General features: G+C 68.2%; 20 protein-coding genes. 9 read left to right on the top strand and 11 right to left on the bottom strand.

From position 1 onward, the window contains the following. Positions 1-5 precede the first annotated feature (5 nt). The 4 genes from ACFVVI_RS12355 to ACFVVI_RS12340 are packed head-to-tail and all read right to left on the bottom strand — an operon-like array spanning position 6 to position 4,483. Positions 6-1,310: an MFS transporter gene (locus tag ACFVVI_RS12355; RefSeq protein ID WP_387445336.1), complete on the bottom strand. Its 1,305-nt coding sequence runs from the start codon at positions 1,308-1,310 to the stop codon at positions 6-8. Between the two features lie 34 nt (positions 1,311-1,344). After that, on the bottom strand, positions 1,345-2,385 hold the full coding sequence (locus ACFVVI_RS12350; RefSeq protein WP_378994726.1) for a PLP-dependent cysteine synthase family protein: 1,041 nt from the start codon (positions 2,383-2,385) through the stop codon (positions 1,345-1,347). Continuing rightward, positions 2,382-3,209, bottom strand: a complete 828-nt coding sequence (locus tag ACFVVI_RS12345) for a hypothetical protein (protein ID WP_387445334.1) — start codon at positions 3,207-3,209, stop codon at positions 2,382-2,384. Before ACFVVI_RS12345 ends, ACFVVI_RS12350 begins: the two co-directional genes overlap by 4 nt. Next, positions 3,206-4,483 carry an ATP-grasp domain-containing protein gene (locus ACFVVI_RS12340; RefSeq protein ID WP_387445333.1) on the bottom strand — a complete coding sequence of 426 codons (1,278 nt, stop codon included), beginning with the start codon at positions 4,481-4,483 and terminating at the stop codon, positions 3,206-3,208. Before ACFVVI_RS12340 ends, ACFVVI_RS12345 begins: the two co-directional genes overlap by 4 nt. Before the next feature lie 102 nt (positions 4,484-4,585). Between ACFVVI_RS12340 and ACFVVI_RS12335 the strand changes: the two genes are divergently transcribed. Next, entirely contained in the window at positions 4,586-6,010 is a 1,425-nt protein-coding gene (locus ACFVVI_RS12335; RefSeq protein WP_387445331.1) for an amidase, read from the top strand. 46 nt (positions 6,011-6,056) lie between these two features. On the opposite strand, the gene ACFVVI_RS12330 is transcribed toward ACFVVI_RS12335, so the two are convergent. Further along, a complete protein-coding gene (locus ACFVVI_RS12330) occupies positions 6,057-6,287 on the bottom strand; it encodes a hypothetical protein (RefSeq protein WP_378994717.1) in 231 nt (76 codons plus the stop codon). Between the two features lie 212 nt (positions 6,288-6,499). After that, positions 6,500-6,940: a MarR family winged helix-turn-helix transcriptional regulator gene (locus ACFVVI_RS12325; RefSeq protein WP_379315229.1), complete on the bottom strand. Its 441-nt coding sequence runs from the start codon at positions 6,938-6,940 to the stop codon at positions 6,500-6,502. An 80-nt stretch (positions 6,941-7,020) separates the two neighbouring features. Here ACFVVI_RS12325 and ACFVVI_RS12320 point away from each other — a divergent pair, with 80 nt between their 5' ends. The 5 genes from ACFVVI_RS12320 to ACFVVI_RS12300 all read left to right on the top strand — a co-directional run bounded on the left by ACFVVI_RS12320 (position 7,021) and on the right by ACFVVI_RS12300 (position 10,406). Then, the gene (locus ACFVVI_RS12320; protein ID WP_378994713.1) at positions 7,021-7,395 is read left to right on the top strand and encodes a cupin domain-containing protein; all 375 of its coding nucleotides are present in this window, start codon (positions 7,021-7,023) and stop codon (positions 7,393-7,395) included. A 133-nt stretch (positions 7,396-7,528) separates the two neighbouring features. Beyond that, positions 7,529-8,401 (top strand): metal ABC transporter substrate-binding protein, encoded by an 873-nt coding sequence (locus ACFVVI_RS12315; protein ID WP_379317876.1) that lies wholly within the window; start codon positions 7,529-7,531, stop codon positions 8,399-8,401. After that, a complete protein-coding gene (locus ACFVVI_RS12310; protein WP_358116468.1) occupies positions 8,398-9,132 on the top strand; it encodes a metal ABC transporter ATP-binding protein in 735 nt (244 codons plus the stop codon). The genes ACFVVI_RS12315 and ACFVVI_RS12310 overlap by 4 nt, the downstream gene beginning before the upstream one ends. Next, entirely contained in the window at positions 9,129-10,013 is an 885-nt protein-coding gene (locus ACFVVI_RS12305; protein ID WP_378994708.1) for a metal ABC transporter permease, read from the top strand. The genes ACFVVI_RS12310 and ACFVVI_RS12305 overlap by 4 nt, the downstream gene beginning before the upstream one ends. A gap of 54 nt (positions 10,014-10,067) precedes the next feature. Further along, positions 10,068-10,406: an MmcQ/YjbR family DNA-binding protein gene (locus ACFVVI_RS12300; RefSeq protein WP_378994706.1), complete on the top strand. Its 339-nt coding sequence runs from the start codon at positions 10,068-10,070 to the stop codon at positions 10,404-10,406. 30 nt (positions 10,407-10,436) lie between these two features. Here ACFVVI_RS12300 and ACFVVI_RS12295 read toward each other — a convergent pair whose 3' ends face one another. Continuing rightward, on the bottom strand, positions 10,437-10,868 hold the full coding sequence (locus tag ACFVVI_RS12295; RefSeq protein WP_387445327.1) for a hypothetical protein: 432 nt from the start codon (positions 10,866-10,868) through the stop codon (positions 10,437-10,439). Between the two features lie 86 nt (positions 10,869-10,954). Between ACFVVI_RS12295 and ACFVVI_RS12290 the strand changes: the two genes are divergently transcribed. Both ACFVVI_RS12290 and ACFVVI_RS12285 read left to right on the top strand, forming a co-directional pair. Next, positions 10,955-11,497 carry a YaeQ family protein gene (locus ACFVVI_RS12290; RefSeq protein WP_378994702.1) on the top strand — a complete coding sequence of 181 codons (543 nt, stop codon included), beginning with the start codon at positions 10,955-10,957 and terminating at the stop codon, positions 11,495-11,497. Positions 11,498-11,598: 101 nt separating this feature from the next. Beyond that, positions 11,599-12,501, top strand: a complete 903-nt coding sequence (locus ACFVVI_RS12285; RefSeq protein WP_387445325.1) for an alpha/beta hydrolase fold domain-containing protein — start codon at positions 11,599-11,601, stop codon at positions 12,499-12,501. A gap of 6 nt (positions 12,502-12,507) precedes the next feature. Here ACFVVI_RS12285 and ACFVVI_RS12280 read toward each other — a convergent pair whose 3' ends face one another. Next, the gene (locus ACFVVI_RS12280) at positions 12,508-13,089 is read right to left on the bottom strand and encodes a TetR/AcrR family transcriptional regulator (protein WP_378994698.1); all 582 of its coding nucleotides are present in this window, start codon (positions 13,087-13,089) and stop codon (positions 12,508-12,510) included. A gap of 89 nt (positions 13,090-13,178) precedes the next feature. Here ACFVVI_RS12280 and ACFVVI_RS12275 point away from each other — a divergent pair, with 89 nt between their 5' ends. Then, positions 13,179-14,216 (top strand): beta-ketoacyl-ACP synthase III, encoded by a 1,038-nt coding sequence (locus tag ACFVVI_RS12275; protein WP_378994695.1) that lies wholly within the window; start codon positions 13,179-13,181, stop codon positions 14,214-14,216. Between the two features lie 67 nt (positions 14,217-14,283). Here ACFVVI_RS12275 and ACFVVI_RS12270 read toward each other — a convergent pair whose 3' ends face one another. The 3 genes from ACFVVI_RS12270 to ACFVVI_RS12260 all read right to left on the bottom strand — a co-directional run bounded on the left by ACFVVI_RS12270 (position 14,284) and on the right by ACFVVI_RS12260 (position 15,684). Continuing rightward, positions 14,284-14,613: a hypothetical protein gene (locus ACFVVI_RS12270; RefSeq protein WP_378994692.1), complete on the bottom strand. Its 330-nt coding sequence runs from the start codon at positions 14,611-14,613 to the stop codon at positions 14,284-14,286. A 156-nt stretch (positions 14,614-14,769) separates the two neighbouring features. Next, positions 14,770-15,351 carry a TerD family protein gene (locus ACFVVI_RS12265; RefSeq protein WP_101464103.1) on the bottom strand — a complete coding sequence of 194 codons (582 nt, stop codon included), beginning with the start codon at positions 15,349-15,351 and terminating at the stop codon, positions 14,770-14,772. Between the two features lie 54 nt (positions 15,352-15,405). Further along, positions 15,406-15,684: a hypothetical protein gene (locus ACFVVI_RS12260; protein ID WP_387445323.1), complete on the bottom strand. Its 279-nt coding sequence runs from the start codon at positions 15,682-15,684 to the stop codon at positions 15,406-15,408. Between the last annotated feature and the right edge of the window lie 49 nt (positions 15,685-15,733).

Raw genomic sequence — 15,733 nt, 5'->3', positions numbered from 1 at the left:
CGGAGTCATCGCCTTTCGCTGGGGGTGTTGTCGTCGGCGACCGGTGCGAGTTCGGGCCGGATCGCTGCGGGGCCGGGCAGCAGGTTGCGGCGGTGTAGCCGCAGCAGCGCGAGGGCCGACAGCACACCGGCCGCGGCGCACAGCAGCGAGGGCGGCCAGCTCAGGGGGCCGCCGGTGTGGTCGAGGACGGCGCCGGTGATCGAGGTGGCGACGACCGTGAAAATGCCGGACGCCAGATAGAACGCGCCGAAATAGGTTCCGGTCAGCCGAGTTCCGGCGAAGCGGCCGATCGCCTCGTTGACGAAGGGTTGCACCGCGGTCACGCCGATCGCGAGCAGCACCGCGGCCGCGACCACCGGAGCAATCCGGATCACTGTGCCCACCACGCTGTTTCCCTCGAACGGCACCACCCCCGCGACGGCGGGAGGCAGGAGGAACGCGGCTCCCATGACGGCCATCCCGAGCGCCATCGCGGGCCCGCGCTGTGGTCGGCGCGCCAGCACCGTGGTGACCCGAACCTGGAGTGCCACCACGGCGATCGTCTCGACCACGAACAGCGCCGCCACCGCCGCCGGACCGTGCCCGGGCCCGGCCCTGTCCTGCGCTTGCAGGGTGAACAGGAAGTAGATCTGGCTCTGCAAAGCGAACATCGGCATCAGCGCGAGGGTGAACGCCCAGAACCGGCGATCGGTGAACACCGTCGCGAAGTCGGTACCGACCCCACCCTCGTGCGCGGGCACCGGTCGCGCGGGCAGCAGTAGCCATTGCACCACGGCCAGCACCGCGAAGATCGCCGCCGCGACCAGGGCCGATATCCGGAAGCCCGCCGCTGTCAACACGGTGCCGAGTACCGGTCCGATCGCGGAGCCCGCATTGCCGAAGACGTTGAACAGCGCGAAGGCCTGCGCCGAATGCGCACCGCTGTCCCGGGCGATGAACGCGCGGACCGCCGGATTGAACAGTGCCCCCGCGAAACCGGTGAGCACCGAGGCCGCCAGCACCACCGGCAGCGAACCGCCGACGGCGAACAGCGAGAAGCCGAGTGCCCTGATCGCCAGGCCGACCATGATCACGCCGCGCGCGCCGAGCCGGTCGGCCGCCGAGCCGCCGACGAGGAACAGACCCTGCTGGCTGAGATTGCGCACCCCGAGCACGATGCCGACAACGGCCGCCGACAGCGCGAGGTCGTCGAGGAGGTAGTCGGCCAGAAACGGTACGAGGAGATAGAAACCGATATGCCCCACAAGATGATTCACGAGCAGTAGCCGGACGGCGCCCGGTAGCGCGCGGAAGGTGTCGATGCCGTTCATCTGCCGGTTCCGGGCTGGAAAGCCGTTGCGGGGGTCACGCGCTCACCTCAGCGGCAGGGTCGCGGACGATCGAACATCGGCCCCAGCCGAGCACTTCGGCGCTGTCCGGGGCGGCGATCGTGGTGGGTGCGGTGGCGGGCGCGCGGAAGAGACCGTTGGTTCGGCACCAGTCGTCGTTGTAGATGGTGCCCAGGTAGCGGTGTGGCCCGTCGGGGAACACGGTCAGCACGCGGGCGTCGGGTTCACGCTCGGCGACCCAGCCCGCGACCAGGGCGGCGGCGCCGGTGCTCCAGCCGCCCGCGATGCCGGTGGCCGCCGCGACCCGGCGACACGACGCGACCGCCTCGGCGGCGTCGACCCAGTGCACCTCGTCGAAGTCGGCGTAGGCGACATTGCGGGGCAGGATGCTGCTGCCGAGACCGCGCATGAGCCGGCGGCGATCTGGTTGGCCGAATATCCGGGAGCCGACGGCGTCGACCCCGATCACCCGCAGCCGGGGCCACCGTGTGCGCAGCACCCGGGCGAGCCCGGCGCAGTGCCCGCCGGAACCGATCGAGGCGACCAGCACATCGACGCCGTCGACCTGGGCGAGGATTTCCTCGCCCATCGCCTGGTAGCCGCCCGCGTTGTCGGGGTTGTCGTACTGGTCGGGCCAGTACGCACCCGGTGTGGCGGTGAGCAATGCGGCCAGCCGATCCAGCCGCGCCTGCTGCCAGCCGCCGGAGGGGTGTGGTGCGGTGACCACGTCGAGCGGGATCTGAAACGCCGAGAACAACGCGCGCAGATCGGGTTCCAGCTCGTCGTCGACCACCAGCAGCACCGGATGGCCCAGTGCCTTGCAGGCCAGCGCCAGGCCCAGTCCCAGTGTGCCGCTGGTGGATTCGATGATCGTCGCGCCCGGCGCGAGCTCACCTCTCGCCGCAGCGGCGCGCAACATCGACACTGCCGCACGGGCTTTCATGCCCGCTACGCTCGCTGCCTCGAGTTTCGCTGTGTACCAGCTGTTTCCGGACGGAATGGGCACGGCGGGCGTGCCGCCGATCAACTGCAGAAGCGCGGGTTGCGGGGGTGTCATGACAGCTCTCGGTAGGTGACGACGGCACTCGGCCCGCCGTCGAGGGAGAAGAACGGGTAGGGCTCGGCCGAGACCGCGTGCACGCCCGTGCCCAGGAACCAGGGCAGCACCGCGCTGCCGGTCTGGGCGAACAGCACCAGCGGCAGGCCGCGCCGGTTCGCCACGGCCCGGAATTCGTCGAATGTCTCGTTACCCAGCGACATTCCGGTGACCAGCAGCGCGTCGTAGTCCGACGGAGCGTCGGCGACCGACTCGAAGACCGGCTCACCCCATTCGGTGACGCCACCGGCGAGGTCGCACGGCAGATACGTGATGGCGCGCGCCCGCAGTTCGGCGAGCAGCGAACCGACGACGCCCACCACCAGTACCCGCGACACCCCGGCGGGCAGCAGGTCGACGACGGTGCTCGCCCGGCGGCGCGACTTCGTCAGCGAGGTCGGCCCCTCGATCACCACCTGTTCGCCCTGCACGCCACCCGCGTGCGGATGCGGACGCACGTGCATCAGATAGGCATCGAGCGCGGCGATCCGGACCGCGGGCACCGGATGCGCGAGCAGTTCGTCGATCGTCGCCGCGACACAGCTGTCGACCAGATCGTCGGTGGCAGAGCCGGGTTCGAGACCACATGAGCCCACCGCCGCGCCGACCCGCAGGCTCAGCACCTCGTTGCGGTATCCGCGAGAGCGGCCCGCGTGCCGGGTGCCGTAGGCGGTGCGAAACGCCGTGGACGCGTGCAGGGTTGCGGGTTCGGGTCCGAGCTTGCCCCGGCGCGCCCACGTGATGAGCTCGGCGACGGAGTCGGGGCGCACGTCGGCGGCGATCATCGCGCAGCGTCGAGTTCGAAACGGAGATCGGCGATCAACCGCTGTGCGAGATCGCCGGTGGTGCGGTGCATGTCGTCCACCACCATGACGTGACCGAGATAGGTGTTGTTGTCGGTCGCGGGACGCACCTCGGTGCCGGGATCCGCCAGTTTGCGCTCCACGATCCTGGGGTCCGCCGCCCAGTTCTGTGCTCCGTCCACCGTGGTCAGCAGGCCGGTATCCGTCGGAACCGCGAACGCGACGGCCGCGCTGGCGATACCGGTCTCCCGGGGTGTGACATCGGGCTCGCCGCCCGCGACAGCTTCGGCGTGCACGGCGGTGAGGTCGATTCCGGTGACCCGTCGCACCAGTTCGGTGATGCGATTCCCGGCGGGGCGGGGGTTCACCTCGATCAGGCGGGGGCCGTGCGCGCCGAGTTTGACCTCGGTGTGGGCGACGGTCGCGTCGAGACCGAGCGCGGTGATCGCCGCGACTGCCAGCTCGGCCACCGCGGTGGAATCGCCGGGCTCGAGGGCAGCGGGGAACATGTGGCCCGACTCGATGAAGGCGGGGGCACCGGTGATCCGTTTGTCGGTCACTCCGATCACCGTCGTCCGCCCGGCGACGGTGACGGTTTCCACGCTGAATTCCGGCCCGTCCACGCACTCTTCGAGCAGGACGAGTGGTGAGCGGTGCTGTCCTCGGGCGTTGATCGGGAATCCGGCGATGGCGTCCACCGCGACGCGCAACTCGGCCTCGTCGCCGACCCGGCGCACGAACATCCCGCCGCAGAGGTCGACCGGCTTGACCACCAGGGGATAGCCGAGTTCGGCTGCGGCGCCCACGATCTCATCCCATTCCCGCGCGACGGCGAAGGCGGGACCGGCGACACCGGCGGCACGGCAGATCAGCCTGGTCCGGTACTTGTCGCAGGCATCGGCCACCGCGGTCCGGCCGGGCCCGGGCAAGCCGAGATCGGCGGCGATCGCGGCGACGGTCGGCAGATAGTAGTCGCACGAGGTGAGCACGCCGTCGAAACCGAATGCCGCCTGCAGTTTTCGCACGTACGGCAGCAGTGTCGACTCGTCGTTGGTGTCGGCGGTGAACACGTTGGCCGCCCCGAGCAGGGGATGCGGCAGGGGTGTTCCCGGCCGCAGGTAGTGCCCGAGATCTCGGGTCAGGAAGCTGAATTCGTGGCCACTGTCCTCGATTCCCGCCGGGAGCAAGGTGCTCATCGAACCGACCCAGCTCTCCACCATCAACAGGTGTCCCACATGTCCTCCAACCTCGAGCAAGATGCTAATGATAACCATTATCAATAGAAATGCGATAGTCGAGAAGGGTCAGCAGGTTCGTTACTGCTGCGAAGGGACCCGGGCTCGCATTACGCTGCGGATATGAGCTCTGCCGTGCACGGATTCACCGACGATGCCCTGGGAACGCTGGACGCGGTCGGTGTCGCCGCGGCGTTGCGCGCGGGGGAGGTGAGCCGGTCGGAGGTTCTCGAGGCCGCGATCGCCAGGACGCGGCGGGTCGATCCGAGGCTGGACGCAGTGCAGGTGACGTGCTTCGATCGCGCGGCGTCGGCGCCCGAGGCCGCGGGGATCTTCGCCGGGGTGCCCGCGTTCGTGAAGGACAACACCGATATCGCGGGGCTGCCCAGCTGCCACGGCTCGGCCGCGTTCACACCGCATCCGGCCACGGTGACCAGCGGTCCCGGCGCGCAGTTCCTGCACTCGGGCGTGATCGTGCTCGGTAAGTCGACGCTGCCGGAATTCGGGCTCACCGCGAGCACCGAATTCACCGATCGCGCGCCGACCCGCAATCCGTGGAATCCGGAGTACTCGGCGGGCGCCTCTTCCGGCGGTTCGGCGGCGCTCGTGGCGGCCGGGGTGGTGCCGATCGCGCATGCCAACGACGGTGGCGGCTCGATCCGCATTCCCGCCGCGGCCAACGGTCTCGTCGGCCTGAAAACCACCCGCAACCGCCTGCTCGACCAGCCCGGCGCCCGCAAACTGCCGGTGCATCTGGTCGCCGAGGGCGTGGTCACCCGCTCGGTCCGCGATACCGCGCACTACCTGGCCGCCGTGGAACGATTCGGCGCGAATCCGGCGCTGCCGCCGGTGGGTCTGGTCGAGGGGCCGAGTGCGCGACGGCTGCGGATCGGCCTGATCACCGCCGATGTCCTCGGCCGGCCGGTGCACGCCGACAACGGCGCGGTCCTGGCCTCGGCGGCGAAGGTACTCGAGGGTCTCGGCCACGAGATCGTCGAGATGCGGCTGGATGTGGATCCGCGCTTCGTCGAGGACTTCAAGCAGTACTGGGCGGTGATGGCCGCGGCGATGGCACTGTCGTTCCGGCTGGGCCACCGCGGGTACTTCGATGCGCGCAAACTCGACCCGTTCACCACCGGTCTGATCGGGCTGGCCAAGCGCAATCCGCTCGCGGTGGCCGCGTCGACGTGGCGGTTGCGCGGGGGAGTCGCGGCCTATGACCGGCATTTCGCCGAGGTCGACGTGCTACTCACCCCGGTGCTCTCGCATCCCGCGCCGCGCATCGGCGAGCTCGCGCCCGGCCAGCCGTTCGACGCGCTGTTCGCCAAGCTCGCCGACTACGTCGGCTTCACTCCGCTCAACAACGTCGGTGGGGGACCCGGCATTTCGCTGCCGCACGGCCTGGTGCCCAGCGGTCTGCCCGGATCGATCCAGCTGGCCGCGCGCCGTGGTGACGAGCGGACGCTGCTCGACCTGGCCTACCAGCTGGAAGCGGCGAGCCCGTTCCCGCGGATCATCGATCGGGCTGCTGCCGCGGGTGCCGCCTGATCATGTGGTGCGCACCGCGCTGATCAGGCGCTCGTCACCGCGTTGATCAGTTGTTGCGCGCCGCGACATTGATCGGGCGCAGCCGTCCCGGGCTGTCGGTGCCCGCGTCGAACGCCCAGTGCTCGCCGTCCCAGCCGGGGTAGTCGGCGCGCCATCGATCCACGAGGCGGGCGTCCTCGAGCGAGGCGACCACGCCGGCCGAACCGGTGTACTGCAGCCGCTCGTACTTGTGCCGAGTGACGGTGTCGACGGTGTGAACGGTGACCAGGGCTGACATTGACCCTCCGGGATCGAGACGAACGGTGACGTGACGAGTGCGCTACCCGGACCGTCGGCCCGGGTGCTGCGGTGGCGCGTCACCGCTCGATCCGAGAGTATGCCGCTCGCCGTGACACCGCGCAGGTTTTGAAAATCCAGTTCTTCGGATTGTTGGGTACCCGTTATGCACATCGTCGGTTTGCAAGATTTGGTTACGGCGGTGGTGGCGGTTCACCAGCTCGGGCGGACTCGCCCCGGGGTGACGACGCGACCCAGCGCCTTGCTGACCTGGGTGAGGGTGGTCGCGCCGAGGGTGTCCGACCAGGTCTGGGTGAACTCGGCCATGGCGGCGTCGGCGGCTCGCGTGCATGCCCAGCCGCGTTCGGTGAGGGTGATCAGGCGGGCGCGCGCATCGCGCGGGTGTGGATTGCGATCGGCATAACCCTTGGTGACCAGCTCGTCGACCAGCTGACTGGCTGCCTGTTTGGTGACGCCGAGGTGGTCGGCGATCTCCCCGACCGTCGCGCCGTCGGGCGCCATGCGGACGAACGCGAAGCCGTGCGTCGGCCGGATGTCGGTGAATCCCGCCGCGGCGACCCTGGCGTGCACCGCCTCGGTCACCTCGGCCGCTGCCGCGAGCAACAGGAGGGGGAGGTCTGCGTTCACGGGCACGACAGTCATTCTGGCACTTGACATAATAGTCAATCTACTTGACTATATAGACAAGTTGCTTGACCTTATGGAGGTTTCGAATGCCGGTGATCCGTTCCGCAGACGCGCAGGTGCACGAGGTGCACAACGCCCGCTTCACGTCCCTCGTCCGACCCGGCACCGGCAGTGCCGAGCTGTGCGTCTGGCAGACCGAGGTTCGGGCCGATTCGGTCGGCGTGCCCCATCGCATCCTGGGCGAGGAGGCGTTCGTTGTGCTGTCGGGCGAGGTGACCATGACGATCGACGGCGAATCCGCGCCGATGAAACCCGGTGACGCGGCGGTCGCGCCCGCCGGTTCGATGATCGCCCTCGCGAACTCGGCCGACGAGATCGCCAGGCTGCTGGTGACTGTGCGGGTCGGCTTCGCGGCCGAGCTCCCCGACGGCTCTACCTTCACCCCGCCCTGGGCATCCTGAGCCGTCCTCGCGACTGTTTCTAGCCCTGAACTTGAAAGTTCGGCTACCCGAACAATATAATTCTGGAATGAGGGTTGGGTTCTACCGTTCGCCGGCGCGCCGCCGGGTGCTTGCGGCATGTGTTCTGAGTGTCATGGCGTTCGCGCTCACTGCCTGCGGTGGGATCACCTCCGATGACGACGGGAAGAAGGTGGTTCTCACCACCTTCACGGTCCTGGCCGACATGGCGCGGAATGTGGCAGGCGAGCATCTGCGGGTCGAATCGATTACCAAGGTGGGGGCTGAGATCCATGGGTACGAGCCGACGCCGGGCGATATCAAGAAGGCCGCCAAGGCTGATCTGATCCTGGACAACGGGCTGAACCTCGAGGCCTGGTTCACCCAGTTCGTCGCCGACCTCGATGTGCCGCACGCCGTGGTCAGCGAGGGGGTGGCGCCGATGGACATCAGCGAGGACGCCTACCGGGGCAAGCCCAATCCGCACGCCTGGATGTCGCCGGTGAACGCGCAGATCTACGTCGGCAACATGGTCCGCGCGTTCACCGATCTCGACCCCGAACACGCCGACGCCTACCGTGCCAACGGCGATGCCTACAAGACGCAGCTCGGCGCCGTGCGCGACGATCTCGTCGCCGCGGTGAACACCCTGCCCGCCGACCAGCGCGCCCTGGTCACCTGCGAGGGCGCGTTCTCCTACCTGGCTCGCGACGCGGGGCTGACCGAGAAGTACATCTGGCCGGTCAACGCCGAACAGCAGGCCACCCCGCAGCAGATCGGCTCGACCATCGACTTCGTTCGCCAGCGCGGCGTGCCCGCCGTGTTCTGTGAATCGACGGTGTCGGACGCGCCGATGCAACGCGTGGTCGAGGCGTCCGGTTCACGGTTCGGCGGCGTGCTCTATGTCGACTCGCTTTCCGAGGCCGACGGACCGGTCCCGACCTACTTGGACCTGATCCGCCACGACGCGAAGACCATCGCGACCGCACTCGCCGGAGTCTCGAAATGACCGCACCGGTAGTCGAAATCCAGGACGTGACAGTCCACTACGGTGATGTGCTCGCGCTCGACACTGTCGAGCTGACCCTGAAATCGGGCCGGGTGTGCGGGCTGATCGGTATGAACGGCTCGGGCAAGTCGACGCTGTTCAAGACCGTGATGGGGCTGGTCACGCCCGATCGAGGCCGGGTGCTGATCAACGGCCGCCCCCCGGCCGCCGCGCGCAAGGCGGGCAGTCTCGGTTACGTGCCGCAGTCCGAGGACGTGGACTGGAGTTTCCCGCTGTCGGTGCGCGATGTGGTGATGACCGGGCGCTACGGGAAAATGGGTTTCACCCGCCGGGCGAGCAAGGCCGACCGTGCCGCCGTCGACGCCGCGCTGGCCCGCGTCGAGCTCACCGACCTGGCCGACCGGCAGATCGGGCAGCTGTCGGGTGGTCAGAAGAAGCGCACGTTCGTGGCTCGGGGCATCGCCCAGGAGGCCACGATCCTGCTGCTCGACGAGCCGTTCGCCGGTGTCGACAAGCGCTCCGAGGCGACCATCACCGCGCTGTTGCGTGAGCTCGCCGCCGACGGGGCCACCATCCTGGTGTCCACCCATGATCTGCACGCGTTGCCCCAATTGGCCGACGAGGCAGTGCTGTTGAACCGCCGGGTGCTCGAGCACGGCGACCCCGATGTGGTGTTGCGCCCGGAGAACCTGGCCAAGGCCTTCGGCCTGGATGTGGACGGAGACCGATGAGCCTCGAGGAATTCTTCATCGACCCGCTGCGCTACGAATTCATGGTGCGCGCGCTGGCCACCACGGTCACGGCCGCCGTGGTCTGTGCGGTGCTGTCGTGCTGGCTGGTGCTGATCGGCTGGTCGCTGATGGGTGACGCGGTATCGCACGCGGTGCTGCCCGGTGTGGTGCTGGCCTACATCGTCGGCTGGCCGTTCGCTGTCGGCGCGGTGATCTTCGGGTTCCTCGCGGTGGCGTTGATCGGCGTGGTCCGCGATACGAGCCGGGTGAAGGAAGACGCCGCCATCGGCATCGTGTTCACCACCCTGTTCGCGTTCGGCTTGGTGCTGGTGTCGGTGACGCCGAGCCAGACCGACCTGAACCACATCGTCTTCGGCAACCTGCTCGGCGTGAGCCGCGGCGAGATGATCCAGATCATGATCCTGGCCGCCATCGTCCTGGTCGCCCTGGTCCTCAAACGCCGCGACTTCACCCTCTACGCCTTCGACGCCACCCACGCCCACGCCATCGGCCTCAACCCCCGCGTGCTCGGCACCGCCCTGCTGGCCCTGCTGGCCCTGACCTCGGTGGTCGCGTTGCAAGCGGTCGGCGTGGTGCTGGTGGTGGCCATGCTGATCATCCCCGGCGCCACCGCCTATCTCCTGACCGACCGCTTCTCCCGCATGCTCGTCATCGCCCCCACCATCTCGGTGCTGTGCGCGGTGACCGGCCTCTACATCAGCTACCACCTCGACACCGCCGCCGGCGGCATGGTCGTGGTGACCCAGGGCGTCGCCTTCACCTTCGTCTACCTCTTCGCCCCCCGCCACGGCGTGATCGGCCGCCGGATCACCGCCTCCCGCGCCAGGAAAACCGTCGCCACCCTCGGTGCCGTCGACTAGCGGTCCCGCGGCGATGGATCCGATCGTGTCGGTGTGTGGTGTCAGGATGTGGGCATGAATGTCACCGGGGAGGACGTCCGCGCCTTCGTGCTGTCGCTGCCGCAGACGACAGAGCATTTCGCCTGGGGCATGCCGATTTTCAAGGTCGCGGGCAAGCTGTTCCTCACCCTGCCCGAGGACGAGACCTCGATGGCGGTCCGCTGCCCGATTCTCGATCGCGACGAACTGGTCCTCGCCGAACCCGGCAAATTCTGGATCGCCTCGCACGAGTCCGGTAACCCCTGGGTCCGCGTCCGCCTGGCGTCACTCGACGATCGCGAGGAACTGGAAGCCATCGTCACCGACTCGTGGTGTCAGGCCGCCCCGCGGGCCTTGCTGGATGCGGATCAGTGAGCGCGAGACAACTCGTCGGCCGCGAGGTCGTTACAGCACCGGCGTGATCGTGGCCTCGATCGTCTGGATGGAGTCCACCGGGATGACGAAGGTCTCGGTGATCTCCACGGTGGTCAGGCGGATGTCGGCCACTCCGGCGTCGAGGAGGTAGTGGGTGGTGACCGTGTCGCCGGATTCGGACATGGTGAGGTCGCGAATGCCCTGGATCACGCGGTACTGGAGGCCGTTCTCCAAGTCGGCGCTCAGCTGGGGGCCCGAGTAGCCGGTTCGGATGCCGACCTCGACGCGGGTGGCGTCGGGGGCGAAGGGGACCGCGCTCGCGTCGTGGGACACCAGAGCGTCGAGGTAGGCGCGGGCAATGGCCTGACGGGGTGAGTCGGCCGCGTTCGGTTCTGCCGCAACGGTTGCCGTGCCGAGTGCGAGGAAAACGGCGGCCAGAGCCGAAACGTGAGTGATTCTCATGTACAGATGCTGGCGGTCCGGACCGGTCAGCGCAACCGGGAGTGCGCGAGTAGTCGACGTCGCGGCCCGGTAGGGTCGGAGCTCCTATGGCACTCAGCGCAACACTGCACAACTTCGCCGTTCAGCTCGCCGATGTGGATCGGGGGGTGTACGAGGATCTCGAGTTGCGGGTTGCCCGGCACCCGTCGGAGACGGCCGAGTACATGATCACCCGGATCCTCGCGTACTGCTTGCAGTACGAGGAAGGGATCGTGTTCAGCGACGGCGGGATCTCGGCCACCGATGAGCCAGCGGTGCAGGTTCGGGATATGACCGGCCGGACGACCGCGTGGATCGAGGTCGGCGCGCCCGACGCGGACCGTATTCACCGCGGGAGCAAACTCGCTGGTCGGGCTGTGGTCTATACCCACCGCGACCCGGCGAAGGTGCTCGCGCAGTACGCGGGCAAGAAGATTCACAACGCGGCGCAGATTCCGCTGGTCAGTTTCGATCGCGCGTTCATCGATGAGGCCGCGGGACTGGTCGACCGTCGCAATACCGCCACCCTCTCGGTCACCGAGGGCGTGCTCTATCTGGACCTCAACGGCACCAGCTTGCGCACCGATATCACCGAGCAGCCCCTCGGCTGAGGCCGGCACGGAGTAGCTTGGCTGGCACCGGTGACGCTCGGCCCGAGCGCTGTGGACCGCACCGGTCTCGTCGTCGAGTGGAGGTCGCGGTGCCCGGTGTGATGAGTCGGTTCGTGATTCCGGGCTTCCTGCGGGTCACCCGGCGCAACCGGAATTACGTCGATGCCGAGCTGGCCGCTGCGCATGTGCGCGAGCGCGCGCTGCGGCCCCTCGCCTACGGTCCGCCGCGCACACTCCGCGGTGTCGAGATCTCGGTGGAGCACGACCGTGGCTGGCCGATCTACACGCTGACCCCGTCGGACGGGATCTCCCGCGGTGGCCTCGTGTACGCGCACGGTGGCGGCTGGGTGGGCGAAATCGCTTCGCAACATTGGCAACTCGCGGCCAGGATCGCCGCTCGGACGCATCTCGTCGTGACGGTCCCGATCTATCCGCTGATTCCGTTCGGCACCGCGGCGGAGGTGATTCCCCGCGTCGCCGAACTGGTCACCGCGGCCGACGAGCGCTACGGTCCGACCTTCCTCGCCGGCGACTCCGCGGGCGGTCAGATCGCGCTGTCCACCGCGCTGCACCTGCGCGACGCGGGTCATATCGTCCCCCGCACGCTGCTGATCTCTCCTGCGCTCGACCTCACTCTCGAGAACCCCGAGATCGACGCGGTTCTGCTGCGTGACCCGTGGCTGGGTCGCGACGGTGGGCTGGTGTTCGGCCGGATGTGGAGCGGCGAACTCTCGATGAAGGACCCCCTGGTCAGCCCCCTGTTCGGCGACTTCGGCGGGCTGGGCCCGATCACCGTGTTCACCGGCACCGACGACATCCTGAACCCCGACGCCCGCCTGCTGGCGGCGAAGGCACGCGCGGCGGGCCTCGACCTCGACTATCAGGAAGAATCCGGACTCGTGCACGTCTACCCGTTGACGCCCAGCCCCGAAGGGGCGGCGGCCCGTCGCCGGATCATCGCCACCCTGCGCGCCGAACTCGATGCGGCACACAGTATCTCGTGAGACGGCTCACCGTTCGGTCAGGTGCACCGTGAACAGGATCGTCAGCTGAGTGACCGCCTGGTCGAACGGATGCGCGGACTTGAGCGCGCGGCTGTGCACGATCGTGCCCTCGATGGTGGTGAGCAGGAACCCGGCCAGCGACACCGCGGTCGATCGCTCGATCCCGGTGGCGACGATCCCGTCGGCGAGCCGGGCGGTCCATTCGGCGAACGCCTGGCCCGCGATGGACTGGACGGCGGGGTCGAGTTCGTCGAGAGCGGCCGCCATCATGAACGAGCCCGCGGTGTAGTCGGATTTCTCCAGCGGGGCGCGCCAGAAGGCGAGCAGGTCGGTGAGCCACTGCTGGGCCGACGGCGCGGTCTGCAGGGCGTCCGCCATGGCGCTCACATGTGAGTACACCAGGCGTGCCACGATCCGTGCCGCTGTCTGCACCAATTCGCCCTTTCCGGACGGGAAGTGCTGGTACAGCGAGTTGCGTGAGGTCCTGCTGCGCTCGAGTAGTTCGCTGAGGGAGGACGCGTGCACGCCGTGTTCCTGGACGGTGCTGATCGTGTGCTCGATGAGTCGGGCGCGTGGTCCGGCGGCCATCCGATCTTCTCCTACCCCTTGATTGAACCGATCGGTTCATGTTAGACCTATTCCTACGTGAACCGATCGGTTCATATGGAGAGGATGTCATGCCCACCCCCATTGCCACCGCGGTTCCGGTCACCCACGCGGGAATTCTCGGCCTCGGCGTGTACCGCCCGCGCCGTGTCGTGCCCAACTCCGAGATCGTCGACGCGATCGAGTCCTCGGACGAGTGGATCAAGACCCGTTCCGGGATCGCCGCCCGGCACTGGGCCGAGCCCGACGAGACGATCGTCTCGATGAGTGTCGCGGCTGCTCGGGACGCGCTCACAGCGTCGGGGGTGAGCGCCGAGCAGATCGACGCCGTGGTGCTGGCGACGTCGTCGCAGATGGTGCTCGGTCCGTCGGCGGGCGCGGTGGTGGCGACCGAACTCGGCATGCACGACACCGCCGCGTTCGACATCTCCGCGGGTTGCGCGGGCTTCTGCTACGCGTTGGCCGATGCGGCGAATCTGGTGCGCTCGGGTCAGGCGCGGCAGGTGCTGGTGATCGGTGTGGAGCGATTGTCGGATCTGCTCGACACCACCGATCGCGGGTGCGCGTTCATCTTCGCCGACGGTGCCGGTGCGGTCGTCGTCGGGCCGGCCGAGCAGGAGGGGATCGGCCCGGTCGCGTGGGGGTCGGATGGCGCGCGCACCTCGGCGATCAAGCAGGACAAGGACTTCCTGGAGTATTTCGCCGAAGTCGCCGCGGCGGAGGCCAGCGGTGGCACGTCGCAACGTCCCTACATCCGGATGAACGGCACCGAGGTCTTCCGCTGGGCCGTCACGTTTCTGGAGAAGGCGTGTCGTGACGCGCTCGACCTCGCGGGCCTCACGGCTCACGACCTCGACGCGTTCGTTCCGCACCAGGCCAATATCCGCATCACCGACGCGCTGGTCCGCACCCTCGGCCTGCCCGAAACTGTCGCCGTCGCGCGCGACATCATCGAAACCGGCAACACCAGCGCCGCCTCCATTCCGATGGCCATGGAACAGCTGGTGCGCTCCGGCGCCGCCGACCCCGGCGACACCGCGCTGCTACTCGGCTTCGGCGCCGGTCTGGCCTACGCGGGCCAGGTCGTCCACCTGCCGCCGATCGCCTAGTTCTTCAGCGCACGCAGATATTGGCGGTAGACGCGTTGTGCGACAAAGGAATTCTCTGCTCAGGTCGTCACGCGTTCGCCTTCTCGCGCAGCGACCGCTGGGTCACCGGTACCGCGTAGGCCGCGCCGTCGCGGATGCCGAATTCGAAGCGGCAGGGGAACAGTGAGGGTAGGCCGGTGGCGCGTAGGTCGAAGTTCGCGGCGAGGGTTTGCATGGCCCAGTTCTGCAGCGAATCCGGGAGCTGCAGGGTGGTGCCGTCGACGCAGCACACATAGGCGTGGGCCTGTTCGCCGTCGACGGGGAGGGGGTTGCGCAGACCGACCGCGCCGATTTCCAGAATTCGTCCGGCGTTGTGGGAAGTAGCGACGCTCGGCAAATCCAACTCGATGTCGTCCATGCGGAAAACCGTAGCGCAGCAACTATTCAGGGAACACCGAAATCGCGTGGTCTTGACGAACTTCGCCGATGTCGCAAAAGTGGGAAAGTGCGAGGTCTGTTCGCCGCGCCACGGCGGAGCTCGGCGCACTGCGCGCCGGGCCCTGCCGCCGCGACGTCAGCCGATCGCGAAGCGCAGCAACGCCTGGCGATCGCCCTGCTTGATCTTGCCCTTGCGGTCGAGGACCTCCAGCTGCCACACCGGACCGTTGCGGAAGGTCCGCGCGATCGCATTGGCGTTCTCTGCGCCGAGCAGTGACGGCCAGATATCGGCGACAGGCTGGGTATCGCCCCCGGTCGCGTCGTAGATCTTGAACGAGACGTTGTTCGCCTTCTCGAAGGAACTGCCCTTCTTGAACGCGACGGCCACGAAGACGATGGAGTCGATCGCGGGGGGAACAGTGGCGAACGTGACGTGCACGGTCTCGTCGTCGCCCGCGGCCGCACCGGTCTGCTCGTCGCCGGTGTGCAGCACCGATCCGTTGCCGAGCGGATCGAGTGAATCCAGGCCGGCGAATCGCACCGGCTCAGCACCCTGGAACAGCACGGCGATCAGATCGAGGTCGACACCGCGCTTGCGCCGGGCCATTCCGAGAATTCCACCGCTGGAACCCGCCGACGGATCCCAGCTCACCCCCACGCTCATTTTGGTGATACCGGCGAGATCGGCCGCGCCGTCTTCCTTCTTGAGAGTAATCACGATTTTCAGGCTACGGACTTCGCTCGCCGCGTGCATGGCGACGGAATGCGCTCGTCAGCCGGAGTGGGTCGCGAGGTAGACGAGGGCCGTGACCGCCAGCGCGATCGCGCCGAGGATGCCGCCCGCGATCGTGTCGGCGCGGTTGGTGGCCACACCGTTCTCGATCCGATCCCAGCCGATGAACGCGGCGGCCACGGCGCCGATACCGGCTGGGGCGGCGACGAACTCGCTGACGACGGGAATGAACGAGACCGCGCAGGCGATGATGCCGAGCACCAACGCCGCGAGGCCGACACCGTTGCGTGGCGGCGGAAGGGTCTCTGGACCGGGCATCGCCTGAGCGTAGTCCCGCCGCGGGATGGGTGCTGGTCGCGCCCGGTCA

Source organism: Nocardia sp. NPDC058114 (assembly GCF_042884695.1).
Taxonomy (GTDB): domain Bacteria; phylum Actinomycetota; class Actinomycetes; order Mycobacteriales; family Mycobacteriaceae; genus Nocardia.
The sequence above is the reverse complement of the archived record's forward strand: the minus strand, read 5'-3'. Positions and strand labels throughout refer to the sequence as shown.